The organism is Sphingorhabdus wooponensis (genome assembly GCF_003933235.1).
GTDB classification, from domain to species: domain Bacteria; phylum Pseudomonadota; class Alphaproteobacteria; order Sphingomonadales; family Sphingomonadaceae; genus Sphingorhabdus_B; species Sphingorhabdus_B wooponensis.
Window position 1 is genome coordinate 164,011 of record NZ_RWJI01000002.1, and the last position, 25,908, is coordinate 189,918.

The following is a 25,908-nucleotide window of genomic DNA, read 5'->3' on the forward strand; positions in this document are numbered from 1 at the left end:
ATGTCCTTTAGATTAGGTGCGCATATATTAGCGCGTGAATAGATGGGCGTGAAGGCAGAAAAACGGCGGAAAAGCTGATTTTTTCAGTGCGCTATTGCTAAGCGGTTGCAGCTGTTCCGTTGATAATGTTTCGCGCGAACGAAAGGCACTGGCCGCATTTTGGCTTGCGCCCAAGGCGGGCATAGACATCATTCGGACGCTCCGAAGCACAACGCACCGCAGCGCGAAGGTCTTTTTCCTTGATTGCATTACAGATGCAAACGACCATGGATCAACTCCTATGGCTTTGCATTATCGTTAATGAGAACTGATTGCAATAGCATTAACGACGCATGGCTTGTATTTTCCCGCGCGCCAGGCTCCGCCAAAGATATTCCAACGGGCCGTAATGAAATTGCATCAGCCATGGCTTTGACCAAAGCAGCATGATCGCCCATGCGACCAGCACAAATGGCCACAGTCCGGCACGGCCAAAGTCGCCAAACAGGCCAAAGCCATAGCCATAAAAAATTGTGGTCATGACGATGCTCGTGCCGAGATAGTTGCTAAAGGCGGCACGGCCCGCAGCAGCAACGCGCGATAACATCGGGTAGGAATGATAACGACCAATGAGCAGGATCAAGAGTGCGGCATAGCCAATCGTCAGCATCATGCGCGGAACTCCGCCCCAAAAGTAAAAAACCGCCAGCGCAGTAATCTGGTCAAAGTCCACAGCGACCATCCAAACCGCTAAGACCAGCGTGAGCAGCAAGCCGACTGGCAGCATCCGCTTCACCCAGCGTTGGTAATCCGGCGCATCCCATGCACCTGTCATGAATCCGCTTTTCTGCATTGCCATGCCGATCATCATCAGCGGTAAAGTCTCGCTCGCCGACTGAACCACCAAGATCAGCGGCGTGCTCCACTCGTTGATCTTGTCCATTGTAATCGCGACATAGCTGCCCCGGTGCAACGCAAGGTCCGGCGCAATGTTAAACGCAAGATCCGCACTCGCCAGCAGCGCGCGAAACTGGCGGGCCATATCTGCGTTCGCATCCGGCTGGGTTGCGAAATATTGAAAGAGTTGAAGCCCGCCAAATTGCAAACCCCAGAGCGTCAGCCCAACCGCAAAAATGATTAAAGCGACCTTGATTAACCGCTCCGGTGACCAATTACGGAAACGAAACGCGATCATACCGATAATCGCATAGAGGAATAAGATATCCCCAAACCAGATGAAGAAATAATGTGCGAGACCAAACAGCGCGAGCCAGGCCATCCGGCGATAATGGACTTGCGCAGCGCTTTCTCCCTTTGCCTCGGCACGGTCGATGATGAGCATCATGCTCGCTCCGAATAGCAACGAGAACAAACCGCGCATTTTGCCGTCAATAAAGACGAACGAAAATGCCCAGGCCATTTTGTCCGCTAAGGTGTCCGTGCCATAAGCCGCAGGGGTCACATAAGCCCATTCGGGCATTGCAAAGCCGATGATGTTCATCGCCAATATACCCATCACCGCAAAGCCGCGCATGGCGTCCAAACTGATGTGCCGTTGTTCCAAACTTTGCATAATTGCCCCCTGTATTGTCATGTTAATACAGCTCCTGCGCGTGCCGGTCTAGTGGATTATGCTTTTGTTATTGACACCAATGTAGGTAAGCCATAATTCTCAATAGGTAAGATTCGCTGGAGTTCCATCATGGCCGCGTCGCATGCAAATATACCTTTCCATCATCCTGATCGTCCGGGCAGCGAGTTTCGTCCGCTCAAGGCGTGGCGCCATTTTAAGGCGCTGATCGCGGATAAAGAGGACACCGAGCAGGTGTTTCACATCATCGCCGCGCTGCGTGGTCGCAAATTCCGCAACATTGCCCAACGCTTTTGGAACAGTGATAAGGGACAAAGGCTGCTGACGGCCGATGAGCGGTTGATAGATATTCTCGATGACCACGCCACGCTGAAGCAATTGCCCGCGGGGACTGTGGGCCGTGCCTATGTCGAATTTATGGAGCGCGAGGGCTTGTCTGCCGCGGGGCTTGAGGCCGAATATGCCAAATTCACCACGGCCGGTATGCGCTTTGAAGATGGCATTGACCGTTATGGCGACCGGCTGCGCGACACGCATGACTTGCACCATATATTGACTGGCTATGGCCGCGACGCTTTGGGTGAACAATGTGTGCTGGCGTTCACCTTTGCGCAGCATCGCAATCTGGGCGTTGGCTTTATTGCCTATGCGGGCGGCATCGAATTGAAACGCCGCGTTGCCCCTTCTGCCCCCATCATGGGCGCCGTACATGAAGGGTTCCGCATTGGTAAGGCCGCGAAAAATCTCGTGCATGAAGATATCAGCGCCTTGTTGCGCGAGCCGCTGGAGGATGCACGCAAGCGTTTAGGGATAACAACACCGACGACCTATCATGCGGCCCACGCCGCGATGCGGTCAGACGGTATTGACCCGTATAATTTGCTGGCTGCGGCGGCGTAAGAGCAAGGTTTAAAGCCTTCGTCGCCTGCGGCGGGGGCTTACCCTTAGCTTTCCATCCAGTCCTTGAAGAAGCTTTCATGCGCCGCGCGTAATTCCGCGACGGCTACGGAAAAGCCCGGACCAGCAACAGCGTCACCGCTTACGGTACCGATGCGTGTCATGGGAATGCCAGCCGCCTGAATGTGATTGGCATGCGCGCTGGTAACAACATAGCGCGCCTGATCTTCACCAAAAGCCGTAAAGGCATCGCCGATTTCTGCGAGCACGCAGCCGCGACCGCTGGCAAGCGCCATTTCAGTGAGCGCAACCAGCAAGCCGCCATCGGAAACGTCGTGCACAGCGTTCACCTTACCGTCTTGGATTAGTTGACGGATGAATTCTGCATGTGCACGTTCCTTAGCGAGATCAACAGGCGGCGGCGCGCCGTCTTCGCGGCCCTGCAATTCGCGCAGCCATAAGGATTGGCCAAGATGGCCATTGTTATCTCCAATGACGAAAATGCCATCGCCTTCATTTTTGAACCCGATGGTCGCCATTTTACTGACATCTTCCAGCACGCCGACGCCGCCAATCGCGGGCGTTGGTAAAATTGCGCTGCCGCCACCTGTGGCCTTACTTTCATTATAGAGCGACACATTGCCCGACACGATCGGGTAATCGAGCGCGCGGCAGGCATCGCCCATGCCCTCCAAACAGCCAACAATCTGCGCCATAATTTCGGGCCGCTGCGGGTTGGCGAAGTTCAGGCAGTTGGTGATTGCCAGCGGCGTTGCGCCAACGGCACTGATGTTGCGATAGGTTTCGGCGACCGCTTGCTTGCCGCCTTCATAAGGGTCGGCATAGCAATAACGGGGCGTGCAATCGGTGCTCATCGCGAGTGCTCGGTTGGTGCCGTGGATGCGCACCACGGCGGCGTCCCCGCCCGAAAGCTGCGCGGTGTCGCCACCGACTTGGCTATCATATTGCTGCCAAATCCATGCGCGGCTCGCAAGGTCAGGGCTAGCCATAAGCTTTAGCAAATCCGCGCCAAGATCATGGCTGGCGGGAATGTCATTCAGCGGCTGCACCTTGGCCCATGCTTTATATTCGTCCTTAGATGCGGCGGGACGATCATACAAAGGCGCGTCTTCTGCCAATGGTCCAAGCGGGATGTCGCAAACGACTTCGCCTTTCCACATTAGAACCATATGACCCGTGTCGGTGACTTCGCCGATGACCGCGAAATCCAGCTCCCATTTGTCGAAAATTGCCTTGGCAAATTCTTCACGACCGGGCTTGAGCACCATGAGCATACGCTCTTGGCTTTCGGACAGCATCATTTCATAGGGCGTCATGCCTTCCTCGCGGCACGGCACCTTGTCCATGTCGAGGATGATACCCGCCTTGCCATTGGTCGCCATTTCGACGCTGGAGCTGGTCAGACCCGCGGCGCCCATATCCTGAATCGCCACAATTGCGTCCGACGCCATCAGTTCAAGACATGCCTCAATCAGCAGCTTTTCCGTGAAGGGGTCGCCCACTTGCACCGTGGGGCGCTTCTCTTCAATATCCGCGCCGAAATCGGCCGATGCCATCGTTGCGCCATGAATACCGTCGCGGCCCGTCTTTGACCCGACATATACAATGGGGTTGCCAAGCCCCGTAGCCGCAGAATAAAAAATCTTATCTTGGTCGGCGACACCCACGGTCATGGCGTTTACTAGGATATTGCCATCATAGGCGGGATGGAAATTGGTCTCACCACCAACGGTCGGCACGCCAACACAATTGCCATAGCCGCCAATGCCGGCAACGACACCCTGCACCAGATGCTTCATCTTGGGATGGTCAGGTCGCCCGAAACGCAGCGCGTTCATATTGGCTACGGGCCGCGCACCCATGGTGAACACGTCGCGCAATATACCGCCTACGCCCGTTGCCGCGCCTTGATAAGGTTCGATGTAGGACGGGTGATTATGCGATTCCATCTTAAAGATAGCGGCAAGTTTGGTGCCATTTGGACCATCGCCAATGTCGATAACGCCCGCATTTTCGCCAGGCCCGCAAATGACCCAAGGGGCTTCAGTCGGCAATTTCTTCAAATGGATGCGTGAGGATTTATAAGAGCAATGCTCCGACCACATCACCGAGAATATGCCAAGCTCGACCATGTTGGGTTCGCGCCCCATGGCGTGCAAGATGCGCGCATATTCTTCTTCATTTAGACCATGGTCGGCGACGATTTGGGGCGTGATTTCGGACATAAAACGGCCTTAGCGAGACCGATTGTGTTTATCCAGCCTGTTTAGGTGTGCGTAAGCGCAAAATGACCAATCACATGCGCCCAAAACGATACGGCCCCCACGCAGTGCATGGAGGCCGTAAAAATTGTCCGGGGGCGAGGGAGAGAGGAGGAGAGAGCCGCCCAGTCAATGTGCGTTCGGCAATCGCTTGCCGTTGAGATGCAAATAGGACTTGGATGATTTTGCTGCAATTGCGAAAAGAATAGGGTTGGTTGCATGTTTTGCAACTAACCCTATTCTTGTTGGAAACGCGTTAATTGCGTTCCCAAATCATACCAAAATGCGCAATTAAGGCGCGATACCATTACCCGGCAGCGACGCATTAACGATACCGCCGTCGCAAGCGATGGTTTCGCCCACAATATAATCGCCCGCGCGTGCGGCGAGGAAGATTGCAAGACCCGCCATATCCTCCGGCGTTCCGATTCGTGGGAATGGAATATTCTTCCCCACAGCCTCAGCATGGTCGCGCGCAACTTTGTTCATGTCCGACTGAAATGCGCCCGGCGCAATACCCGACACAAGGATATTGTCCTTGGCCAGCTCAGCGGCCAGACGGCGCGTCAAATGGATGACGGCAGCTTTCGATGCCTGATAGCTATAGGTTTGCCATGGGTTGATGCGCAGGCCATCAATCGATGCAATGTTAATGACCTTACCGGGACGATCAAAACTTGCAGCTGCCTTCAACTGCGGGTGCAAGGCTTGTGTCAAAAAGAACAAAGATTTGACATTCAGATCCATAACCCGGTCCCACCCAGCTTCAGGGAATTGACCGAAATCCGCCCCCCATGCTGCGCCCGCATTGTTCACGAGAATGTCGACCTTTTCCTCACGCGCCGCAATTTGTTCGGCGAGTGACAGGCAACCCTCCACGGTCGAAAGGTCACACGGTAGACCGATGACCTGACTGCCGAATTCAGCAACTGTTTCCTCAATCTGGTCGACCTTGCGCGCGCTGATATACACGCGTGCTGCGCCAGCCTTAAGATAGCCTTCGACGATCATCTTGCCGATGCCGCGCGATCCACCGGTGACCAATGCCACGCGGCCATTGAGGTTGAATAAGGTTTGAATGTCCATTTGCGGTTTCCTTTTAATAACCGTTCATCGTCGCCACGCGGTCTGCGTGATAATAAGCATCGCCGAAAAATTCATTCAGGCTGCGGTCGCGCTTCATATAGAGGCCGATGTCATATTCATCGGTCATGCCAATACCGCCATGCATTTGTACGCCTTCGCGCACCGAAAGATTACAGGCAAGTCCGGCCTTCGCCTTGGCCGCAGCGACATAAAGTTCGGCCTTGGCATGGCCTTCGTCCATTAAGGATTGCGCCTTCAGCACAATCGAACGCGCGCCTTCCATTTCGCCGTAGAGATGCGCGGCGCGGTGTTGAAGCGCCTGAAATTCGCCAATGACGCGGTCAAATTGCTTGCGCGTCTTGAGATATTCGAAAGTCATGTACATCGCGCCCGTGCCAACGCCAACCATTTCGGCCGCGGCGCCCACCCGTCCGGCGTCAAGCATCTTGGACAGTACCGCCCAACCGCCATCGACTTCGCCAATCACAGCGTCGGCATCCACCTGAACACCATCCAGCTTTACATGTGCGGCGACTGCAGAATCGACAAGGCGTGCCGCTTCCATCGAGAGGCCAGCCGCGTCCTTGTCCACCGCGAACAAGGTCAGGCCATCGGTTTCGCCTGCAACGCCCGCAGTACGCGCCGCGACAATGAGCATGTCCGATGACACGCCCTGCACGACAAATTGCTTTTGGCCTGTGAGTTTAAAGCCATTGCCACTGCGTTCCGCAACGCAGGCAATCTTCTCGGGCCGGTGCTTGACACCTTCTTCAATCGCGATGCCAATGACGGTTTCGCCGGCCAATATACCGGGGAACCAGCGGTCACGCATCGCCTTATCCGCCAGCTTCAACGCCTCAACCGCCGCCACCGACGTGGTCAGAAAAGGCGAAGGTGAGAGGTTGCGGCCAATTTCTTCAAGCACAATACCAGCCTCAATCTGGCCCATGCCCATGCCACCATCGGCCTCAGGAATAAGGATGCCGGTAAAGCCCATTTCGGCGAATTGCTTCCACAAGCCATGGCTGAAACCGTCTTTGCAGCCCATGTCGCGGAACTTGCGGAAATGGGTGACGGGCGCTTCACTCGCCATAAAATCCCGCGCGGTGTCGCGCAGCATATTCTGGTCATCGGTTAAGGTCATTGCCATGATTAAGCTCCCGGCATTTCGAGAATGCGTTTTGACACAACGTTCAGCATCACTTCGCTGGTACCGCCCTCAATCGAGTTCGCCTTGGTACGCAGCCAATTGCGCGCTTTAGACCCGCCATTGCTACGTTCGCTTTCCCACTCAAGCGCTTGAGAACCACCAATCGACATGACCAGTTCATTGCGTTTTTTGTTCAGCTCGGTCCCAACATATTTCATCAGGTTGGAATAAGCGGGGTGCGCCTTGCCGGTTTTCCATTCATCCATGAAACGTTCGCCATGGGCACGGAAGGTTAAATTATCGACATCGAACAACGCCATCTGCGCGCGCAGCACAGGCTCTTGCGATAAAGTCGCCTTCATCGCCGCACCGATCGAGGTCACGCCGCCATCACCGCCCATGCCGGAAATCATCTCGCGTTCATGGCCAAGCAAATATTTCGCCACATCCCAGCCGCGATTTACTTCGCCGACAATCTGATGCTTTGGCACGACAACATTGTCGAAGAAGGTTTCGCAGAAGGGTGAATTTCCGGAAATCAGCTTAATAGGCTTGGTCGAAACACCGGGTGTTTCCATGTCGAACAACAAGAAGCTGATGCCTTGATATTTGTTCGTTTTGTCAGTGCGGACCAAGCAGAAAATCCAGTCCGCCTTGTCAGCATAAGAAGTCCAAATTTTCTGACCATTGACGACCCAATGGTCGCCCTTATCTTCACCAAAGGTCTGCATCGACACAAGATCGCTGCCCGATCCCGGTTCGGAATAGCCCTGACACCAGCGGATTTCGCCGCGGGCGATCTGGCCCATATAATGCACTTTTTGTTCTTCCGTGCCGAATTTCAGTAACGCCGGGCCAAGCATCCAGATGCCAAAGCTGTTCAGCGGCGAGCGACAACCGAGCTTCGCCATTTCCTGACGCAGGACTTTGGTTTCCTGCGGGGAAAGGCCAGCGCCACCATAAGCTTTGGGCCAATCGGGTACCGTGTAGCCCTTCGCCACGCAGCGTTCGAGCCACAGTTTTTGCGCTTCGGATTGAAACACAAAATTGCGTCCGCCCCAGCAGACGTCTTCGTCACCTTTGGCCGGTGTGCGCATTTCGGCGGGGCAGTTTTCCTCCAGCCAGGCGCGCGCCTCGGCGCGGAATGTTTCAAGCTCAGACATGACGCTCTCCTGTTTAATTGCTTGATGAATTTTTGGGCGGTCACGCGCCGAAACGCAAGTCTTTATCGGTGAGCGATGCATGCCGTAACGTCATTTGCATCTCGATTGACAGGCTGGGCTACGCGCCTAGCATAAGCGCAGGATAGAGGAGAGAAACATCGTGCGATTCGCCGTAAAACACGCCTTTTCGCGTTTTGTGATTTAAGCCAATATGGTCGCTGCTGTCGCCCTTCCCCGATCCTTAAAAGTCATGCATGGCCTTGGCTCCGTTGCTTATGGCGTAAAGGACAATGGCTTTTCGGTTTTCCTGCTGATTTTTTATAATCAGGTGCTTGGGATTGATGCAGGCATCGTTGGCACCGTCATCATGGCTGCGCTGATTTTTGATGCCTTTGTCGACCCGATCATTGGCGAATTGTCCGACCGCACGCAAAGCAAATGGGGCAGGCGCCTGCCATGGCTATATGCCGCCGCCATTCCGCTTGGCATTATCTGGCTGCTGTTGTGGCATCCGCCCGCAATGGGGCAAACTGGCACAATCATCTGGTTGTTCTGCACCGCGGTCTTGGCGCGCACCTTGGTGGCGATGTGCGAAGTGCCGTCCATCGCGCTCGTGCCTGAACTGACCGGCGATTATGATGAGCGCACGCGTTTGATGCGGTACCGTTTCCTGTTTGGCTGGGCGGGTGGATTGCTCATGCTGATCTTTGCATATGGCATTTTCTTCACGGGCGAAAAGGGCGTGAGTGACCCTGTGGGATATGATGCCTATTCGGTGTGGGGCGCGCTTATGATGAGCGGCGCGGTGCTTATCTCCGCGCTTGGGCAACATCGGCACATCGCAAAGCCTTCGTCCCCTGCCCCGCGCGGTGCTGGCCTTGGCCATGCCTTTGCCGAAGTGAAGGCGACATTATCCAACCGCGCCTTTCTGTGGCTCGTCTCCGCAGCTTTGTTTGGGCTTATCAACCAAGGGATGACCTTTGCGCTCACCAATTACCAGCTCGCTTTTCTATGGCAGCTGCAACAGATCGAAATGCTCTATTATGCGCTAACCCTATTTTCGACGGTCATCATTGCTTTCATCATTGTTCCGCCCGTATCAGCGCGATTGGGCAAGAAACATGCTGCAATTTTGTTCGCGATTATCTCGCTGACCTTTACGGCGGCGTTATACGGAAGCTGGCTGCTCGACATTGTACCCGGAGCGCCGTCAAATCCCTCAATCCTGTTTATGTTTGGGTTAATGACCATCGCCAATAGCGCGGCGGTGAGTATGATGATGCTCACATCCTCAATGATGGCCGATGTGGTGGAGGCATCGCAGCAAGAAACCGGCCGGCGTTCCGAAGGGCTATTTTTCGCGGGCTATTTCTTCATGCAGAAATGTGCCGTTGGCATCGGCACCTTTGCAGCCGGAATGATCCTAAGCTTCGCCAGTTTTCCGCAAGACGCGAAGCCGGGCGAAGTGGATGTCGCCGTCCTCGATGGGCTGGCGTTATATTATATGTGCACGGTCTTGGTAGTCGGCATTATCGGTGTCCTTATCCTGCGCCATTTCCCGATTTCGCGTGAAAGTCACAATGAACGCTTGCGCGCCTTGAACACAACGACAGAGTCTGCCAGTTAACCAATCAATTAAATTACAAAGAGGAATGAGCCATGGATTTCGATCTCAACGACAAGCAAACATATTGGCGGGACCGTATCCGCGACCATAATGAACGCTTCTTGCGTCCACGCGTTGCCGATTATTATGCCGAGCAGGCAGTGGGCGACCGTTGGAAAGTGCTTCAAGTCGTTGAAGAAGAAAAGGCGCGCGCCAAGGCTGCGGGTCTATGGAACCTGTTCATGCCACCAACCTCGGGCCGCGTGCATGTCGATGACAGCGTAGCGTTCGATGGTCCCGGCCTCTCCAACATGGAATATGCCCTGTGCGCCGAAGAAATGGGCCGCATCGGTTTTGCATCCGAAGTTTATAACTGCTCGGCTCCAGACACCGGCAATATGGAAGTCTTCCTGCGCTACGGCACGGCAGAGCAAAAAGAAAAATGGATGATCCCATTAATGAACGGCGAAATCCGTTCGGCGTTTTTGATGACGGAACCAGCCGTTGCCTCTTCGGATGCGACCAACATCGAAACATCCATTCGCCGTGAAGGCGATGAATATGTCCTCAACGGCGTAAAATGGTGGTCATCAGGTGCGGGCGACCCACGCTGCAAAATCGCCATCGTTATGGGCAAAACCGATTTTGAAGCCAAGCGCCATGCGCAGCAATCCATGGTGCTGATGGAACTGGATTCCCCCGGCGTAAAGATTCTGCGCCATTTGCCAGTCTTTGGTTATGATGACGCGCCGCATGGTCATATGGAAATTGAATTGAAGGATGTCCGTATTCCGGCATCGAACATGTTGCTGGGCGAAGGTCGCGGCTTCGAGATCGCGCAAGGCCGCCTTGGACCAGGCCGCATCCATCACTGCATGCGCACCATTGGAACCGCCGAAGAAGCGCTGGAGAAAATGTGCAAGCGCCTGCAATCGCGCGTTGCCTTTGGCAAGACGGTTGCCGAGCATAGCGTCTGGGAAGAGCGCATTGCCCGTGCCCGTATCGACATTGAAATGACCCGTCTGCTTTGCCTGAAGGCAGCAGACATGATGGACAAGGTCGGCAACAAGGCGGCTGCCGCTGAAATTGCAATGATCAAGGTGCAAGCACCCAATATGGCTTTGAGCATCATCGATAACGCTATCCAAGCCCATGGCGGCGGCGGCGTGTCCGACGATTTCGGTCTCGCCTCGGCTTGGGCGCATCAGCGCACCTTGCGTCTGGCCGATGGTCCCGACGAAGTGCACGCCCGCGCCATCGCGCGTATGGAATTGGGCAAGCATGGCGGCCGTGGCAAAGACGGCATGTCCAGCGGCGATATGGGGGCAACACGGTGAAGGCTGCCGTCCTGATCGAAGCGGGCAAACCGCTTCAGATTGAGCAGATCAACATCGCCAATCCTGGGCCGCATGAAGTGCTGATCCGCACCGCGGCCTGCGGATTGTGCCATAGCGACTTGCATTTCATCGAAGGTACCTATCCGCATCCCTTGCCCGCGATACCCGGGCATGAGGCAGCGGGTATTGTCGAAGCGGTAGGCAGCGAAGTGCGCACGGTGAAGGTGGGCGACGCCGTTGTCACCTGCTTGTCGGCGTTCTGCGGCCATTGCGAATATTGCGTCTCTGGTCGGATGTCCTTGTGCCTCGGCGGCGACACACGGCGCAAAGCAGGTGAGGCCCCGCGCCTGACACGGCCTGATGGCAGCACTGTCAATCAGATGCTCAACCTATCAGCTTATGCCGAAATGATGTTGGTGCACGAACATGCCTGCGTTGCGATTAACCCAGAAATGCCGCTCGATAAGGCATCGGTCATTGGTTGTGCAGTCACCACCGGTGCAGGCACCATTTTCAACGCGTGCAAAGTAACGCCCGGTGAAACCATTGCCGTTATCGGTTGTGGCGGTGTTGGCCTTGCGACCATTAACGCCGCCAAAATCGCCGGTGCAGGCCGGATCATCGCAGCGGACCCAATGCCTGAAAAGCGTGCACTGGCGATGAAGCTCGGCGCAACCGATGTCATCGATCCAATGGATGCTGACGCAGCCAAGCAAATTCAGGAATTGACCAAGGGCGGCGTCGATCATGCGATTGAAGCTGTCGGACGTCCAGCCTCGGGGGAGCTTGCCGTCAAGTCGCTGAAACGCGGCGGGACTGCAACGATTTTGGGCATGATGCCATTGCAGCATTCGGTTGGACTGTCGGCAATGGATTTGCTGTCGGGTAAGAAACTGCAAGGCGCGATCATGGGAGGCAACCGCTTCCCGGTCGATATTCCGCGCCTCGTGGATTTCTACATGCGCGGCATGCTCGATCTCGACAGCATCGTTTCGGAGACAATTCCGCTGGAACGTATCAATGAAGGCTTTGACCAAATGAAGCGCGGTGATGCTGCCCGTTCGGTTATCGTATTCGACCAATGACCGCAGCGCCGACACCCATTGATGCACAGACGGCCTTTACAGGCACCGTTGCGCCAAGCGGCGCGGATATCTTGGATGCCAACAAATTGGCGCAGTGGATGGACGCGAACGTCGAGGGCTTCGAAGGCCCAGTCGAGGTTCTGAAATTCGCCGGTGGGCAGTCCAACCCGACTTATCGCTTGAACGCGAAAAGCGGCTCCTATGTCCTACGCCGTAAGCCATTTGGCGTCTTGCTGCCCAGCGCACACGCCGTTGACCGCGAGTATAAGGTAATTGCAGGCCTGTACCCCACGGGATTTCCGGTCGCCAAACCTTTTGGCCTATGCACCGACGACAGCGTCATCGGTTCGATGTTCTACATCATGGACATGGTTGAGGGTCGCACCATCTGGGATGGCGCTATGCCGGGGTCAAACCCTGCCGAACGCCGCGCAACCTATGAGGCGATGATCGACACCCTCGCAGCGTTGCATAATGTGGATGTTGAAAGCGCTGGCCTGTCCGATTTCGGTAAACCCGGAAATTATTTCGGACGGCAGGTGGAACGCTGGACGAAGCAATATCGGCTCGCCGAAACCGAAACAATGCCCGAAATGGAACGGCTTATCGAATGGTTGCCGAAGACTTTGCCCGAGCAAACACGCACAAGTGTCGTACATGGTGATTATCGCATCGACAACATGATCTTCGATGCCAAAGAGGCAAAGGTCGTCGCGGTGTTGGATTGGGAATTGTCCACCTTGGGCGATCCGTTGGCCGATTTCACGTATGTCGCAATGGCATGGGTGACGCATAATGAAGGCCGGTCGGGCGTTATGGATTTAGACCGAGCTGCTTTGGGTATTCCCGAACTCGATGCGATGGTGGAGCGTTATTGTGCCGCCACAGGTCGCGACGGCGTGCCCGACATGAACTGGTATTTTGCCTATAATTTCTTCCGCCTCGCGGGGATTATTCAGGGCATTAAAAAACGCGTCATCGACGGCACCGCAAGTTCGTCCCATGCGCAAGCCATGGCCGAACGCGTGTTCCCGTTGGCAGAATCGGCATGGAAGTTTGCGGAAAAGGCCGGAGCGTAAGGTATAACCCCTCCCGATAAACGGAGAGGAAAGTGGAGAGAAAAATGTCTTTATTCGATATGACCGACAAGGTCGCGATCATCACAGGGTCGTCACGCGGCATTGGACAGGCAATTGCCGAAGAAATGGCAGATCATGGCGCAAAGGTTGTGATCTCCAGCCGCAATATCGAAGATTGCGAAGCGGTCGCTGCTGGAATTAACGCCAAGCATGCGGGCGCGGCGCTTGCCGTGGCCTCAAGTCTATCCTCCAAAGAAAGCTTGCAGAATCTGGTCGATGAAGCGCGTAAGGCATTTGGGAAGGTCGATGTTTTGGTCTGCAATGCCGCGTCCAACCCGCATTATGGCCCCATGGCGACGATCACCGACGAACAACTGCGCAAGACGCTCGACCACAATATTGTCTCGCAACATTGGCTGATCCAGATGGTCGTGCCCGAAATGATCGCCCGCAAATCGGGCTCCATCGTGATTGTATCCTCTATTGGCGGCCTGCGGGGATCGCCGATCTTGGGCGCCTATGCGATTACGAAAGCGGCGGATATTCAGATGACCAAAAATCTCGCCCGCGAATATGGTCCGTATAATGTCCGCATTAACTCGATCGCGCCAGGACTGGTAAAGACCGATTTTGCCAAGGCATTGTGGGAGAATCCAGAAAATCTGAAGGCTTCCACCTCGGGCGCAGCGCTTGGCCGTATTGGCGAACCGCGCGAGATTGCGGGCGCGGCGGTGTATTTGGCATCGGACGCGTCCACCTTTATGACGGGGCAGACAATTGTTGTGGATGGAGGCGTAGTCGTATGAGTGGGGCACTGGCAGGCAAAGTCGCCATCATCACCGGCGCAGGATCAGGCATAGGCCGCGCGTCCGCCATTCGTTTTGCAGCCGAAGGCGCGAAGGTCATCTTGGGCGACATGGCGGCTTCCGTCCATGACACCGCAGCGATGATTGGCAATGCCGCCACGGCCGTACAAATGGATGCAGGCGATGAAGCCGATGTTGCGGCTTTGGTCGCCAAGGCCATCACGCTGCATGGCCATCTCGACATTGCTTTTGCGAACGCTGGCATCTCCGGCGGCATGGAAGGCATCTTCGATAACAGCGTCGAAAACTTCACCAGCGTCCTGCGCGTTAACCTCATCGGCCCCTGGTTGATGGTGAAACATGCCGGCAAAGTCATGGCCGATGCCGGCAATGGCGGTTCGATTATCCTGACAGCAAGCGTTGCCGGTATCCGCTCGGGCGCCGGCGGCCCGCCTTATTCGGCGTCAAAGGCTGGGGTCATCAATCTGGCGCAGGTCAGCGCACAGCAATTGTCTGGCACGAATGTCCGTTGCAACGCAATTTGCCCTGGCCTGACCGAAACCGGCATGACGAAGCCGACTTTCGATTATGCCCGCGAAAAGGGCGTGACCGAAAAAATCGGCCGACTAAACCCCTTGCGCCGTGGCGCACAGCCAGAGGAACTGGCGAATGTTGCCTTGTTCCTCGCGAGTGACCAAGCCTCTTATGTCAATGGCCAAGCCATTGCCGTGGACGGCGGACTGTCGAGCTCGCACCCCGTAACACGTCAGTTAACAGGACAAACCGCCGTATGAGCGCCGAAGACCTAGGCTTTGTTTCCGACCGCCTTGCGCGGATTCCTGCATTCATCCAATCCAATTATCTCGACAATGGCAAATTGCCCTTTGCGTCGGTACTGGTTGGACGTGGCGACGATATCGCGTTGCAATGGAGTTCGGGCGTCGCAGATGATGCCATTTTCCGCATCGCATCGATGACGAAACCCATTACCTCAGTCGCCTTCATGCAGTTGGTGGAGCAGGGCAAGGTTGCGCTGACCGATCCGGTCGCCAAATATATTCCCGAATTTGCGAAATTGGGTGTGTTTATGGGCGGAGGCGGCAATGTGCCGTTTATGACGCGCGCACCGTCCACGCACATGCGCGTGGTGGACCTGCTGCGGCACACCGCTGGATTCACTTACAGCTTTCAGGAACAAGGCAATGTCGACGCGGCCTATCGCAAGACCGATGTTGAAAGCTGGAGCAAAAATACGGCGCAAAGCTTTATTGATACGCTCGCGCAAATTCCCTTAGAATTCGATCCAGGCACACAGTGGAATTATTCGGTGGCCACCGACATAGTGGGCATATTGGTCGAACGGATTAGTGGACTATCCCTGCCCGAATATTTCCAAACGCATATTTTCGCACCCTTGGGCATGACCGATACATTTTTCCACGTGCCCGCCGACAAGGCAGCACGAATCCCCGAAGGTTTCGGATTTGATCCTGAAACCAAAATGAAGCTGCTCGACAAAGCAGGCGCAGAAAGCATGTGGGCAAAGGGCTGGTCCTTTAACTCCGGCGGTGGCGGCCTTGCGTCGAGCGTTGCGGACTATCATCGTTTCTGCCGGATGCTGCTGAACGGCGGCGCGCTTGATGGCGCACAAATTCTGAGCCCCAAGACGATAGAATTGATGACCGCCAACCATATTCCCGGCGGTCAAGATCTGACGCAAATGTCGAAATCCTTGTTCAGCGAGGCCGATATGGCTGGCATTGGTTTTGGCCTTGGCTTTGCGACCACCATCGACAACAGCGCGACACTTACGCCTTGTTCCAACGGCGATTTTTATTGGGGCGGCATGTATTCTACCGCCTTTTTCGTCGATCCGGTTGAGGACATCATCATGATTTTCATGACGCAATTGCTGCCATCGACCACCTATCCCGTGCGCCGTGAGATCAAGACGATGATCTATTCGGCGCTGGCCGCGTAGGGACCAGCCTACCCCCTTAAACCGTCGCAATCTCCACCTGATTGACGGGCTCCGGTTTTGCCCGGGCCGCAATCAGGCTTCCAGCCACAATCAGGGCCGTGCCCAAAAGCACGGGCCACGTGACGGGCTCGGCAAAAAACAACCAGCCGAAAAATGCGGCCCAGACAAAACCGGTATATTCAACCGGAATCAAAATCTGTGCTTCCGCGCGGGCATAGGCCCAACTTAAAAACAATAACGAGATAATCGCCAAGGCCGCCGCACCGCCAATCATCGGGGCATCGGCCATGCCGATGGGCTGCAAAAACCATGGGGCAGCCAAGCCGAGGGTTGCCGCCACAAACAGGTTTTGGAAAAAGGCAATTTCGATTGGCCCAGCAACCTGCGCCTGCCGCCGTGCCAATATCAAATTATAAGCAAAAACCACGGCCGAAAACAAAACCGCCGCAGCGCCCCAAAGATGCCCGCTGGTATAATGTCCGCTCAACCGACCAGCCATGATGATGGCGACGCCGCCAAGCCCCGCCAGCGACGCCCAGATGGCCGGACGGCCGATTGTCTCCCCCAGCATCACGGCTGCGAGATAGAGCGCGATGACTGGCGCGATGAAGCTCAGCCCGATGGCTTCGGCCAAGGGCAATTGCGTCAACGACCAGAAAAAGCTGACCGCCATGATCGACACGATGATACTGCGCCATATATGCATTTTGAGGACGTCAAATGGCGGCCATTTCTGCCGCATGCCAACGAACAACAACCCCATGAACAATGTGCCAAGGCAGTTTCGCCACATGACCGCATTATAAGCACCCAGAGACAAAGCGATGTCTTTCATCATCGCATCCATGAGCGAAAATGTGGCAACGCCCGCCGCCGCCATCACGAACGGAATGAAGGGACGCGGATGCAGTTCAGCCATATTTACAGGCTGTGTGTGGCAAGGGTTTTGAGCGCCGTGCCATCCACACGATAGACGGTCCATTCGTCCATCGGTACGGCCCCCAGCGCCTTATAAAAATCAATCGCGGGTGTATTCCAGTCCAGCACTGACCATTCGAGCCGCGCACAATCGCGCTCAACCGCAAGCGCCGCAAGCTTACCCAGCAACGCCTTGCCAAGCCCCGAGCCGCGCGCATCGGGCCGGACAAACAAATCTTCCAAATAGATTCCCGGCCGCCCTTCAAAGGTTGAGAAATTGTGGAAGAACAAAGCAAAGCCCTGCGCGATGCCGTCAATCTCGCCAATCAAAACCTCGGCATAAGGCCGCGGTCCAAACAGCTTTTGCGCCATCAGCGCCTCATCAAAGCGCACGGCATGGGCCAGCTTTTCATATTCCGCGAGGTCGCGAATAAATTGCCCGATGAGCGTGATGTCCGCTGACGTTGCAGCCCGTATCGAGAGGCTCAAGCCGTTTTCCCGTGCAGCGTATCCATGCTGACGCTGGTGCCCGCATCAATCTCTGCGGCTTTGGCTTCGACCAGACGCACGATGTGGCTGATCATGTCGTCATCCTCGACATGATGGTCGGTGACGCCAGATAAATAGACCATATGCTTGCCATTGCCGCCGCCGGTGATGCCGATGTCGGTTTCGCGCGCTTCGCCGGGGCCATTGACAACGCAACCAAGGACCGACAGCGACATCGGGGTTTTAATATGGCCAAGCGCATCCTCCAGCTTTTGCACGGTGCGGATCACGTCAAAGCCCTGCCGCGCGCAGCTTGGGCAGCTGACAACGCGCACGCCGCGGGTGCGCAAGCCCAAAGCTTTCAAGATTTCATAGCCGACGCGCACTTCTTCTTCAGGCTCGGCAGACAGGCTAACGCGGATGGTGTCGCCAATCCCCGCCCACAATAAATTGCCCATGCCGATCGAGGATTTGACGGTGCCGCCAATCAACCCGCCCGCTTCGGTAATGCCCAAATGCAAGGGGCAATCAACGGCGTCGGCCAAGCCCATATAAGCGGCAACCGCCAAGAAGACGTCGGACGCCTTCACCGCGACTTTAAATTCGTGGAAATCATGGTCCTGCAACAACTTGATATGGTCAAGCGCGCTTTCGATCAGCGCCTCTGGGCAGGGTTCGCCATATTTTTCGAGCAAGTCTTTTTCTAAGCTACCTGCATTCACGCCGATCCGGATCGCGCAGCCATTGGCTTTGGCGGCGTTGACGACTTCCTTCACGCGTTCCGATGAACCAATGTTGCCGGGGTTGATGCGCAAGCACGCCGCACCCGCATCCGCCGCCTCAAGTGCGCGTTTGTAATGGAAGTGAATATCGGCGACGATGGGTACATTGGCCGCGCGGACAATCTGTTTCAGCGCCGCCGTGCTTTCCACATCGGGGCAGGAAACGCGGATGATATCGACGCCTGCATCCTCACAGCGGCGGATCTGATCAATCGTAGCAGCAGCATCGCTGGTCAGCGTATTGGTCATGGTTTGCACCGAGATCGGGGCATTGCCACCGACAGGGACTTTACCGACCATGATCTGGCGGGACTGACGGCGCGCAATATCGCGCCAAGGGCGAATAGAAGACATGAACGGGATATAGGCGGCTTGCTATTTTCCCGCAATCATCATCCTGAACTGTTTTTCAGGAGGGCGCGCTACGCTCCTCAGTCCAGACCACCGTTCCACGCCACTGCTTGCGCTGCAGCAATTTTGCCTATTTCGGCGAGAACGGCCTGATCAGAATCGCGGGTCTGTTCATATTTCCCGTCCGCTTCATAAAAGGCCGTCACAATGACCGGAGGCCGCGCGGGCGGCCAGAAAATGGCGACATCATTGGTCTTGTTGTTGAAATGTGTGCTATTGGCGGTTCCGGTTTTATCGCCACTTTTCCAAGAAGCGGGGAGGCCACCTCGAATCCGCTTCATCCCCGTGGCTGTATCGACCATCCATTGGGTCAACAAATCACGCGAACTCGGCTGCAATATTCGGTCGTCCGTCAACAGTCGCGCCATCATCCACGCAAATGCTCGCGGCGTAGTCGTGTCGCGGACTTCACCGGGCGGGACATTGTTCACGTCCGGCTCGTACCGGTCAAGGCGCGTGACGTCATCGCCCCAGCTGCGGAAAATAGCGGTAATGGCGGCTGGTCCACCCAGATGTTTCATCAGCAGATTGGCCGCCACATTATCGCTGGTCTTTTGCGCGGCTTCAGCCAAATCGATGATGCGCATCGCACCTTTTGCCAAGTTCGGTCCTGTGACGGGGGCGTGCGGGACCATATCCGCTTGCGAATAAGGCAACACCGTATCCAGTTTCAGCCTGCCTTGATCCGCCTGTTGCAGAACCGCTGCAGCGAGCGCGAGCTTGAAGGTCGAGCACATCGCAAAAGCGTCATCATAATGATGCCCCGTCATACGCCCCGATGCCGTATCGAGCACCAACGCCCCTAGCCGTCCGCCAGCGCGCGCCTCTAGCGCCGCCAACGCGGCATTGGCGGAAACGGACGGGCGCACTTGCCGCGGCCCAGCGCAGCCGGCGATCGTCAACGCCGCAGCACCTGCCATGAGCCCGCGTCTATCAATTTCCATCACCCGCCTCCCAATGTTTTTGCTAGTGGCACCAAATCGCAATGCATGCGCCTACTGCTTTGATTTACGCATGGATACAAACTAAGGCACATTTATGAAACGCTTCCTTATGTCGATCGCCCTTTTGTTCGCACCACTCGCACCTGCCCAAGCATATTGGGAATATGGCCATGAGACAGTCGCGCACATTGCCCAAGCGAACATGTCTCCCAAGGCGCGCACGAATATGCAACGCCTGTTGCGCGCGGCACCGATGCTTGGAACCCCGAAATGTGCAATGCGCAATATCGGCGATGTCAGCATCTGGGCGGATTGCATCAAGGGTGACCGGGTGCGCTGGGGCTACACCAACAGCTGGCATTACCAAAATGTCGACATCTGCAAACCGTTCGATTTGAAAAGCGCCTGCGCCGATGGCAATTGCGTTTCCGCCCAGATTGACCGCAACTTTGCGCTTTTATCAAACAAAGCGCTGCCTGCGCATGTTCGGTTGGAGGCGCTTGCCTTCCTGATCCATTTTGTCGGCGACATACATCAGCCATTACATGCTGGCGACCGCGCCGATCGCGGCGGCAATGACCTAAAAACAACTTATGGCGTGATGCCAGGTTATAATCTCCATTCGGTCTGGGATGGGCTTTTAGCGGACCGCGCACTGTCCGGAGCGCCTGCTATTGTCCGCCAATTTTCGCCCGCGGAGAAAGCCGTAATCGCACAGGGCAATGTGCGCAGTTGGAGTGAAGAAAATTGGGCCGTGTCGAAAAGCATAGCCTATCCGCGCGCTATGGATGGTGATGCCTGTGGCGCGAAACCAACCACAGCCGTTGTTATTGACGAAGCCGACGTCGCGGCATCGCGTGCAGCATTACGGCAACAAGTAGAGCGTGGCGGCATCCGCTTGGCACGGTTGTTGGAAGAGGCTTTAGGCTAAGCCCCAAAATCCCCGCGCCATTTCCATCCACCTTCGGTATGGTTGCGGACGATGACGAGGAAAATGGCAGTCGTGGTCAGCATGAGCCCAACAGTTACGATCGTAGGCATGGCCCCATTACCGTCCGCGAACAGCCCCAAACCCACCATCGCCAAAAGATAGACCGCCAATGTCACCCAGCCTTGCCACTTGAAAGGTAGGCCTGCACCATAGCCAAAACGTTTCGCACGAAACCAAGGTTCTTTGCCCAAAAAGAGATGTAGCATAGATCCAATCCCCGTTTTCAGCGCGAATTGCGCTTCTTATTGCGGTCCAATTCGCGCTTTAACTGAATCAGGCTGTCCATATCGACAATCTCGCTTCGCGCTTTCATGTACCTGATCATGGCAAAAACCCAAATGGCGGTCACACACAAAAATGGCGCAGTAACAAGCAATAGCATTTTACTATCTTCCCAGCCCGCTCTTTCGGCGGCAACCGTCGCCCACACAAAAATGCCCGTTGCACCAAAAAATGCGAACATCCAGACAGCAAATGCGCGCCAGCCTGCCGCATTGCGTGGGGATATTTTAAAGCCGGATCCCGTTTTGTAATAGACAAAGGGTTTATCTTCATCGCGCATTTCAACTCTCCTTCGGCGGTCGCCCACGTTTTGGCGTTTCGCTGACCCCTACCTTCACGCCGCGTTTGGCCAATGCCTCCCGCAACAGCACTTCAATTTCTGCATTGGCGCTCCGGAAATCGGCGGCTGCGCAGCGTTCGATGCAGGCAAATAATGCCGGATCGAGGCGGAGCGGAAAAGCCTTTTTGGACGGAGCGGACATGTAAGTAGCCTAGCTGTACAATGTACCGGCGTTGACCACGGGCTGTGTATCGCGTTCACCGCACAGGACCACCATGAGGTTGGAGACCATCGCCGCGCGGCGTTCGTCGTCCAGCTCAACCACATTTTTCGCCGACAGCATTTCAAGCGCCATTTCGACCATGCCAACGGCGCCTTCGACTAAGGTCTTACGCGCCGCGACCACTGCCTCGGCTTGTTGGCGACGGAGCATGGCACCCGCAATTTCCTGCGCATAGGCCAAATGGGTGAAGCCGCATTCGTCGACGGTAATACCCGCAACGCGCAAACGCTCCATCAATTCCAGACGCAATTCGCCGCCGACTTGATCGTGATTGCCGCGTAGCGTCACTTCCTGATGCGTAAAATCATCATAAGGGTAGCGTGCGCCGATGGTCCGAACCGCCGCCTCGATTTGTGCAAGCACAAATGCCTTATAATCATCGACATCAAACAAAGCCTGCGCCGTATCCGTCACACGCCAGACCACTTGCGCGGCCATCTCAATTGGGTTGCCGCGCAGATCGTTGACCTTAATCTTTTCCGAGATCAAATTGTTCGCGCGCAGCGATACCTTGGCTTTGCCCATCCATGGCCATGTCCAGCGCAGCCCTTCATTCCGGTCCGTACCTTTATACGCACCGAATAACGTCAGCGCCACGCCTTGGTTTGGCTGCAGCATATAAAAGCCTGCGGAAACAAAGGTGAAAATGGCGATACTCAGGCCCATACCCAGGAAATCAGCATTTGGACCACCGGGTATGACCGAGGTCATCGCCCAACCGAACCACAATATGCTGCCCAAAATCACAAGTAACATCAAATAGCCGTTGAAACTGCGCGCTGCAATTTCCCGGCTCGCATTGAGTAGGTTATTCGAATCGTCTGTCATTACGACCTCCATAAAATATGATATCATAATTATATCTTATTTGGCGCAGGTCAACACAAAAGGGGCGGCGCAGATTATTGCCTGCGCCGCCCCTTTTTAATGCCATAAGAGCGCCTTATTCGCCGGTCGGAAATCCGCGCTTTTTCATGATATATTTCACGTCAGGATCACGACCGCGGAACGCGCGATACGCCTCGATCCGGTCGGTTTCATTGCCCGTTGCCAGCAACATAGAACGAAAACGCTCGGCGGTTTCCTTGTCCCAGACATCGCCTTTTTCGGTGAAGGCGGCCCAGGTGTCAGCATCCATCGTTTCAGACCAAAGATAGCTATAATAGCCCGCCGAATAGCTATCGCTGGAGAACAGGTGGTTAAATTGGGGCAAGCGATGCCGCATGACCATTTCCTTTGGCATGCCAATTTCTGCCAGCGTATCGCGTTCAAAGGCAGCAGGATCAGCCACAGGCTCGCTTCGGTTATGCAATTTCATATCCAATATGGCACTCGACAGATATTCCACCGTGGCGAAACCTTGGTTGAACGTGTCGCTGGCCCGAATTTTCTCGACCAAAGCCGCCGGAATGGGCTCCCCGGTCTTATAATGCTTGGCATATGTATTTAGAATATAGGGCGTCAGTAGCCAGTTTTCGTTCACTTGGCTCGGATATTCCACAAAATCGCGCGGTGTCCCGCCAAGACCGGGCCAGGTAATATCATAGTTCAGATAATGGATTGCATGGCCAAATTCGTGGAACAAGGTGGATGCATCATCAATGCTGATCAACGTTGGTACGCCATCGGCACCGGGCACGAAGTTGTTATTGTTCGACGCCAACACGATGTTGTTTTTGCCGCCCAAGCGATGTTGGCTGCGATAGGTGGTCATCCACGCCCCCGAACGCTTGCCTGCGCGTGCGAAATTGTCGAGGTAGAAGAGGCCGATGACCTTGCCATCGCGCCTAACCTCAAATGTCCGCACTTTGGGTTCAAACACTGGAACCGTGCCGGTATTCTCGGTGAAGCTCATGCCGTATAATTTGCCTGCGGCATCAAACATCGCGGCGACCATATTATCCAATTGGAAATATGGCTTTACCGCTTCTTGATCGAGGTCATATTTCGCCTTGCGCACTTTTTCGGCGTAGAAACGATAATCCCACGGCGCGATGGTGATGTTGTCCGCATTGGCAATCGCCTGCATATCAGCAACTTCTTCACGCACGCGCGCGGCCGCAGCCGGCCAAACCTTCATCATCAGGTCCATCGCCTTATTCGGGTCCTGCGCCATAGTGTCGGCCATGCGGTAATGCGCATGGGTCGCAAAACCCAAAATCTCCGCGCGCTGCTGACGTAGCTTCAGGATTTCGGCGATGGTCGCATTCGTATCATTGGCATTCTTGTTATCACCGCGCTTGGTAAAGGCTTGCCAGACTTTTTCACGCAAATCACGGCGGGTCGAATTTTCAAGGAATGGCTGTACCGCTGAGCGGGTGTTGACGACAGCCCAACCGCTTTGGCCCTTCGCCTTTGCCGCAGCTTGCAGCGACGCAACAAAGCTTTCTGGCAGGCCAGCCAAATCGGCTTCCTGCGTAATCAGAATGAAGGTTTCTTCATCTGCGAGTACCTTGTCGGAAAAAGCGGAAAACTTCTTTGCCAGTTCGGTCTCAATACGGATTACTTCCGCCTTTTGTGCCGCATCCAGCATAGCGCCATTGCGGACCAAGCCATCATAGGTCCGCTCCAAAAGCCGCATCTGCTTGGCATCGAGGCCCAGATTGGCACGCTGATCATATAGATATTTCACGCGCTGAAAATAGCGCGCATCCAAAGACAATTCGGAGAAGAACGCACTGAGCTTTGGTTCCCACTCAGCCTGAATCTTGCGCACTTCAGGAGTGGACAGATTCGACGAATGAACACCCCAGATGGAGAATAAACGGCCAATTTTCTCGCCTGACAGTTCGCTTGCAGTGATTGTATTCTCGAAACTAATGGCTTCTGGCTTTGCCAGCATGGCTTCGAATTCAGCCTTTGACGCGTCCATCGCGGCTTGGAATGCCGCGGGAAATTGCGACACTTTAACCTGATCCCAAGGCGGAACACCATCATAAGGGCCTGTCCATTCCTGCAGCAAGGCGGGCTCATTGGCTGCCTGCGTGGTGTTCATTTCCTTTGTTTGTGCAACCGCTGTCATTGATACTCCTGACAATAAAAGCGCCGCTGCGCGCATCATAATAAAATGTCTTTTCACCTAATTTTGCTCCTCTGGGTCATGCTGCCGTTATGCAGGCGCTTCATACAGAAGGGGATAGCGCATCGCACAGCGTAAGCAAACCTTCCGTCCGTCAAAACTGATTCCTCCAATATGGAGATAAGTTTTACAATTTCGTCATCGTTTTTTCGTGCGTTCCCAAAAGCATAATCTTATCAGTCAGTTGTTCGAAAAGTTATGCCAGACAATTCACCTCACCCCGCCACAGGCCAAAATGGACGCATTGCGATGATCGCCGGAGGGTCATTAGAGCGGGATGCCGAACTTGCGCGGTTAGCCAGTTTGGCTGGTTGTACGCCGGTGGCAATGGACGAAACGCGGCCCGCCGATTTTCTACTGATCGACCTTTGCTCCGAAACGGATAGACTCAACAATACCGTATCGCAAATAACGCATTATCTCCTAACATATCGCAGCACTGCATTGATTTGGTCCAAGATGGAGTCGCTGGAAGTAATTTTTGCGGCGTTTCCGCAGGGCCAATGTCACTTTCTGGTCAATGCAGATGACGTCGAAGCAATGCCTATTTTGGCGGGTGCATTTGGACGGAGCGGTATGGATCGACTGCATGATAGAGACCAAGAAGTAGAATTTAGGTCGCTACACCGGATCAGCGACGAATTGGCTGAATTCGCCCGAACGCTGGCGCGCATGGCCGATCCAGACCTCAAGGACAAAATAAAGGATAAGTCGGTCTCCTTCAGAGCCGCGCCGCTTGGTGGCTTTCAAGGATTTCCAAGCGAAACTTCGGTTGCGCGCGAAGTTGCGGCGAAGCTGAGTCTGCGCGAAATTATAAAGCTACGCCGGTTACGCGAACGGTTTTTCCCGCCCGACCTCTTTGCGGATCCGGCATGGGATATCCTGCTCGATCTCAAAGCAGCCGCGCAAGAGGGGCAGCATGTGTCGGTATCCAGCCTCTGCATCGCCGCTGCGGTCCCGCCGACAACGGCCTTGCGATGGATTTCTGCAATGACCGACAGCGGTATGCTCGTGCGGCGGCAGGACCCAGCCGACGCGCGGCGCGTGTTTATTGAGCTTTCGCCCGAAACTTCTGCAAAAATGGATGATTATATTGTGGCAGTAAGCACCCGTTTTGTCCCCATCATCTAAATGGTCTTGCCAAATGTGTTTCACTTTGGCAAAGGCCCGTCTCCCGAGAGGGGCGCTTAGCTCAGTTGGTAGAGCATCTCGTTTACACCGAGAGGGTCAGCGGTTCGAGCCCGTTAGCGCCCACCATATTTTTCAATGGCATATCCGCCATTATCTGCGCAAAATTTAGCAGATTTTCGTTTCTCAAAATCATGCGGTAAGCCAGCGGTATCTCTGTTGGATGCGGCTGTTATCTGGCCTGGCAGCTTCGGTTCCCCTCGTCACGCCGATTCGTGT

25 protein-coding genes and 1 tRNA gene are annotated in these 25,908 nt (G+C 55.1%); 11 read left to right on the plus strand and 15 right to left on the minus strand.

The features are described from left to right. Positions 1-97 precede the first annotated feature (97 nt). Together D7D48_RS09000 and D7D48_RS09005 are read right to left on the minus strand one after the other, a co-directional pair. A complete protein-coding gene (locus tag D7D48_RS09000) occupies positions 98-268 on the minus strand; it encodes a (2Fe-2S)-binding protein (RefSeq protein ID WP_125231087.1) in 171 nt (56 codons plus the stop codon). Positions 269-322: 54 nt separating this feature from the next. Next, positions 323-1,552 (minus strand): DUF418 domain-containing protein, encoded by a 1,230-nt coding sequence (locus tag D7D48_RS09005; RefSeq protein WP_185739833.1) that lies wholly within the window; start codon positions 1,550-1,552, stop codon positions 323-325. 129 nt (positions 1,553-1,681) lie between these two features. Here D7D48_RS09005 and D7D48_RS09010 point away from each other — a divergent pair, with 129 nt between their 5' ends. Then, positions 1,682-2,470, plus strand: coding sequence for a Coq4 family protein (locus D7D48_RS09010; RefSeq protein ID WP_125231089.1), 789 nt, complete (start codon positions 1,682-1,684; stop codon positions 2,468-2,470). A gap of 44 nt (positions 2,471-2,514) precedes the next feature. On the opposite strand, the gene purL is transcribed toward D7D48_RS09010, so the two are convergent. The 4 genes from purL to D7D48_RS09030 all read right to left on the minus strand — a co-directional run bounded on the left by purL (position 2,515) and on the right by D7D48_RS09030 (position 8,148). After that, complete coding sequence (gene purL, locus D7D48_RS09015) at positions 2,515-4,713, minus strand: phosphoribosylformylglycinamidine synthase subunit PurL (protein WP_125231090.1); 2,199 nt, start codon at positions 4,711-4,713, stop codon at positions 2,515-2,517. A 327-nt stretch (positions 4,714-5,040) separates the two neighbouring features. Further along, a complete protein-coding gene (locus tag D7D48_RS09020) occupies positions 5,041-5,835 on the minus strand; it encodes an SDR family NAD(P)-dependent oxidoreductase (RefSeq protein ID WP_125231091.1) in 795 nt (264 codons plus the stop codon). A 13-nt stretch (positions 5,836-5,848) separates the two neighbouring features. After that, positions 5,849-6,985, minus strand: a complete 1,137-nt coding sequence (locus D7D48_RS09025) for an acyl-CoA dehydrogenase family protein (RefSeq protein ID WP_125231092.1) — start codon at positions 6,983-6,985, stop codon at positions 5,849-5,851. Between the two features lie 2 nt (positions 6,986-6,987). After that, a complete protein-coding gene (locus D7D48_RS09030; protein ID WP_125231093.1) occupies positions 6,988-8,148 on the minus strand; it encodes an acyl-CoA dehydrogenase family protein in 1,161 nt (386 codons plus the stop codon). 211 nt (positions 8,149-8,359) lie between these two features. Between D7D48_RS09030 and D7D48_RS09035 the strand changes: the two genes are divergently transcribed. The 7 genes from D7D48_RS09035 to D7D48_RS09065 are packed head-to-tail and all read left to right on the plus strand — an operon-like array spanning position 8,360 to position 16,042. Continuing rightward, positions 8,360-9,775 carry an MFS transporter gene (locus tag D7D48_RS09035; protein ID WP_125231094.1) on the plus strand — a complete coding sequence of 472 codons (1,416 nt, stop codon included), beginning with the start codon at positions 8,360-8,362 and terminating at the stop codon, positions 9,773-9,775. A 32-nt stretch (positions 9,776-9,807) separates the two neighbouring features. Then, positions 9,808-11,091 (plus strand): acyl-CoA dehydrogenase family protein, encoded by a 1,284-nt coding sequence (locus tag D7D48_RS09040; RefSeq protein WP_125231095.1) that lies wholly within the window; start codon positions 9,808-9,810, stop codon positions 11,089-11,091. Next, positions 11,088-12,176, plus strand: coding sequence for a Zn-dependent alcohol dehydrogenase (locus D7D48_RS09045; RefSeq protein ID WP_125231096.1), 1,089 nt, complete (start codon positions 11,088-11,090; stop codon positions 12,174-12,176). The genes D7D48_RS09040 and D7D48_RS09045 overlap by 4 nt, the downstream gene beginning before the upstream one ends. Further along, positions 12,173-13,255 (plus strand): phosphotransferase family protein, encoded by a 1,083-nt coding sequence (locus tag D7D48_RS09050; protein ID WP_125231097.1) that lies wholly within the window; start codon positions 12,173-12,175, stop codon positions 13,253-13,255. The genes D7D48_RS09045 and D7D48_RS09050 overlap by 4 nt, the downstream gene beginning before the upstream one ends. 44 nt (positions 13,256-13,299) lie before the next feature. After that, positions 13,300-14,061 carry an SDR family NAD(P)-dependent oxidoreductase gene (locus tag D7D48_RS09055; RefSeq protein ID WP_125231098.1) on the plus strand — a complete coding sequence of 254 codons (762 nt, stop codon included), beginning with the start codon at positions 13,300-13,302 and terminating at the stop codon, positions 14,059-14,061. Beyond that, positions 14,058-14,855: an SDR family NAD(P)-dependent oxidoreductase gene (locus D7D48_RS09060; protein WP_125231099.1), complete on the plus strand. Its 798-nt coding sequence runs from the start codon at positions 14,058-14,060 to the stop codon at positions 14,853-14,855. The genes D7D48_RS09055 and D7D48_RS09060 overlap by 4 nt, the downstream gene beginning before the upstream one ends. Then, positions 14,852-16,042: a serine hydrolase domain-containing protein gene (locus D7D48_RS09065; protein WP_125231100.1), complete on the plus strand. Its 1,191-nt coding sequence runs from the start codon at positions 14,852-14,854 to the stop codon at positions 16,040-16,042. Before D7D48_RS09060 ends, D7D48_RS09065 begins: the two co-directional genes overlap by 4 nt. A gap of 16 nt (positions 16,043-16,058) precedes the next feature. On the opposite strand, the gene D7D48_RS09070 is transcribed toward D7D48_RS09065, so the two are convergent. The 4 genes from D7D48_RS09070 to bla form a co-directional block, all read right to left on the minus strand. Further along, positions 16,059-16,961 carry a DMT family transporter gene (locus D7D48_RS09070; RefSeq protein WP_125231101.1) on the minus strand — a complete coding sequence of 301 codons (903 nt, stop codon included), beginning with the start codon at positions 16,959-16,961 and terminating at the stop codon, positions 16,059-16,061. Between the two features lie 2 nt (positions 16,962-16,963). Continuing rightward, positions 16,964-17,449: a GNAT family N-acetyltransferase gene (locus D7D48_RS09075; protein WP_125231102.1), complete on the minus strand. Its 486-nt coding sequence runs from the start codon at positions 17,447-17,449 to the stop codon at positions 16,964-16,966. After that, the gene (gene ispG / locus D7D48_RS09080; RefSeq protein WP_125231103.1) at positions 17,446-18,585 is read right to left on the minus strand and encodes a flavodoxin-dependent (E)-4-hydroxy-3-methylbut-2-enyl-diphosphate synthase; all 1,140 of its coding nucleotides are present in this window, start codon (positions 18,583-18,585) and stop codon (positions 17,446-17,448) included. The genes D7D48_RS09075 and ispG overlap by 4 nt, the downstream gene beginning before the upstream one ends. Before the next feature lie 77 nt (positions 18,586-18,662). Then, positions 18,663-19,586 carry a class A beta-lactamase gene (bla, locus tag D7D48_RS09085; protein ID WP_125231104.1) on the minus strand — a complete coding sequence of 308 codons (924 nt, stop codon included), beginning with the start codon at positions 19,584-19,586 and terminating at the stop codon, positions 18,663-18,665. Positions 19,587-19,680: 94 nt separating this feature from the next. Between bla and D7D48_RS09090 the strand changes: the two genes are divergently transcribed. Next, on the plus strand, positions 19,681-20,517 hold the full coding sequence (locus tag D7D48_RS09090) for a S1/P1 nuclease (RefSeq protein WP_125231105.1): 837 nt from the start codon (positions 19,681-19,683) through the stop codon (positions 20,515-20,517). Here the strand turns inward: D7D48_RS09090 and D7D48_RS09095 are convergent. The 5 genes from D7D48_RS09095 to D7D48_RS09115 all read right to left on the minus strand — a co-directional run bounded on the left by D7D48_RS09095 (position 20,514) and on the right by D7D48_RS09115 (position 24,444). Then, positions 20,514-20,783 (minus strand): hypothetical protein, encoded by a 270-nt coding sequence (locus D7D48_RS09095; RefSeq protein WP_125231106.1) that lies wholly within the window; start codon positions 20,781-20,783, stop codon positions 20,514-20,516. The genes D7D48_RS09090 and D7D48_RS09095 overlap by 4 nt on opposite strands. Before the next feature lie 17 nt (positions 20,784-20,800). Beyond that, positions 20,801-21,139, minus strand: a complete 339-nt coding sequence (locus D7D48_RS09100; protein WP_125231107.1) for a hypothetical protein — start codon at positions 21,137-21,139, stop codon at positions 20,801-20,803. 1 nt (position 21,140) lies between these two features. Further along, positions 21,141-21,341: a type II toxin-antitoxin system antitoxin gene (locus tag D7D48_RS09105; protein WP_125231108.1), complete on the minus strand. Its 201-nt coding sequence runs from the start codon at positions 21,339-21,341 to the stop codon at positions 21,141-21,143. Positions 21,342-21,350: 9 nt separating this feature from the next. Further along, the gene (locus tag D7D48_RS09110) at positions 21,351-22,250 is read right to left on the minus strand and encodes an SPFH domain-containing protein (RefSeq protein ID WP_125231109.1); all 900 of its coding nucleotides are present in this window, start codon (positions 22,248-22,250) and stop codon (positions 21,351-21,353) included. Positions 22,251-22,365: 115 nt separating this feature from the next. Next, the gene (locus D7D48_RS09115) at positions 22,366-24,444 is read right to left on the minus strand and encodes a M3 family metallopeptidase (protein WP_245964421.1); all 2,079 of its coding nucleotides are present in this window, start codon (positions 24,442-24,444) and stop codon (positions 22,366-22,368) included. Between the two features lie 255 nt (positions 24,445-24,699). Here D7D48_RS09115 and D7D48_RS09120 point away from each other — a divergent pair, with 255 nt between their 5' ends. Together D7D48_RS09120 and D7D48_RS09125 are read left to right on the plus strand one after the other, a co-directional pair. Next, complete coding sequence (locus D7D48_RS09120) at positions 24,700-25,632, plus strand: helix-turn-helix domain-containing protein (protein WP_125231110.1); 933 nt, start codon at positions 24,700-24,702, stop codon at positions 25,630-25,632. 50 nt (positions 25,633-25,682) lie between these two features. Beyond that, positions 25,683-25,758: transfer RNA gene (locus D7D48_RS09125), tRNA-Val, on the plus strand. Positions 25,759-25,908 lie beyond the last annotated feature (150 nt).

What these genes read in the sequence shown, in the direction of transcription:
- D7D48_RS09105 (WP_125231108.1), bottom strand. Translation starts at nt 21,341, where the DNA reads ATGTCCGCTCCGTCCAAAAAGGCTTTTCCGCTCCGCCTCGATCCGGCA.
- D7D48_RS09050 (WP_125231097.1), top strand. Translation starts at nt 12,173, where the DNA reads ATGACCGCAGCGCCGACACCCATTGATGCACAGACGGCCTTTACAGGC.
- D7D48_RS09005 (WP_185739833.1), bottom strand. Translation starts at nt 1,552, where the DNA reads ATGCAAAGTTTGGAACAACGGCACATCAGTTTGGACGCCATGCGCGGC.
- D7D48_RS09115 (WP_245964421.1), bottom strand. Translation starts at nt 24,444, where the DNA reads ATGACAGCGGTTGCACAAACAAAGGAAATGAACACCACGCAGGCAGCC.
- D7D48_RS09120 (WP_125231110.1), top strand. Translation starts at nt 24,700, where the DNA reads ATGCCAGACAATTCACCTCACCCCGCCACAGGCCAAAATGGACGCATT.
- D7D48_RS09010 (WP_125231089.1), top strand. Translation starts at nt 1,682, where the DNA reads ATGGCCGCGTCGCATGCAAATATACCTTTCCATCATCCTGATCGTCCG.
- D7D48_RS09055 (WP_125231098.1), top strand. Translation starts at nt 13,300, where the DNA reads ATGTCTTTATTCGATATGACCGACAAGGTCGCGATCATCACAGGGTCG.
- D7D48_RS09025 (WP_125231092.1), bottom strand. Translation starts at nt 6,985, where the DNA reads ATGGCAATGACCTTAACCGATGACCAGAATATGCTGCGCGACACCGCG.
- D7D48_RS09095 (WP_125231106.1), bottom strand. Translation starts at nt 20,783, where the DNA reads ATGCTACATCTCTTTTTGGGCAAAGAACCTTGGTTTCGTGCGAAACGT.
- D7D48_RS09065 (WP_125231100.1), top strand. Translation starts at nt 14,852, where the DNA reads ATGAGCGCCGAAGACCTAGGCTTTGTTTCCGACCGCCTTGCGCGGATT.
- bla (WP_125231104.1), bottom strand. Translation starts at nt 19,586, where the DNA reads ATGGAAATTGATAGACGCGGGCTCATGGCAGGTGCTGCGGCGTTGACG.
- D7D48_RS09100 (WP_125231107.1), bottom strand. Translation starts at nt 21,139, where the DNA reads ATGCGCGATGAAGATAAACCCTTTGTCTATTACAAAACGGGATCCGGC.
- D7D48_RS09035 (WP_125231094.1), top strand. Translation starts at nt 8,360, where the DNA reads ATGGTCGCTGCTGTCGCCCTTCCCCGATCCTTAAAAGTCATGCATGGC.
- D7D48_RS09030 (WP_125231093.1), bottom strand. Translation starts at nt 8,148, where the DNA reads ATGTCTGAGCTTGAAACATTCCGCGCCGAGGCGCGCGCCTGGCTGGAG.
- D7D48_RS09040 (WP_125231095.1), top strand. Translation starts at nt 9,808, where the DNA reads ATGGATTTCGATCTCAACGACAAGCAAACATATTGGCGGGACCGTATC.
- D7D48_RS09060 (WP_125231099.1), top strand. Translation starts at nt 14,058, where the DNA reads ATGAGTGGGGCACTGGCAGGCAAAGTCGCCATCATCACCGGCGCAGGA.
- ispG (WP_125231103.1), bottom strand. Translation starts at nt 18,585, where the DNA reads ATGTCTTCTATTCGCCCTTGGCGCGATATTGCGCGCCGTCAGTCCCGC.
- D7D48_RS09070 (WP_125231101.1), bottom strand. Translation starts at nt 16,961, where the DNA reads ATGGCTGAACTGCATCCGCGTCCCTTCATTCCGTTCGTGATGGCGGCG.
- D7D48_RS09110 (WP_125231109.1), bottom strand. Translation starts at nt 22,250, where the DNA reads ATGACAGACGATTCGAATAACCTACTCAATGCGAGCCGGGAAATTGCA.
- purL (WP_125231090.1), bottom strand. Translation starts at nt 4,713, where the DNA reads ATGTCCGAAATCACGCCCCAAATCGTCGCCGACCATGGTCTAAATGAA.
- D7D48_RS09000 (WP_125231087.1), bottom strand. Translation starts at nt 268, where the DNA reads ATGGTCGTTTGCATCTGTAATGCAATCAAGGAAAAAGACCTTCGCGCT.
- D7D48_RS09020 (WP_125231091.1), bottom strand. Translation starts at nt 5,835, where the DNA reads ATGGACATTCAAACCTTATTCAACCTCAATGGCCGCGTGGCATTGGTC.
- D7D48_RS09090 (WP_125231105.1), top strand. Translation starts at nt 19,681, where the DNA reads ATGAAACGCTTCCTTATGTCGATCGCCCTTTTGTTCGCACCACTCGCA.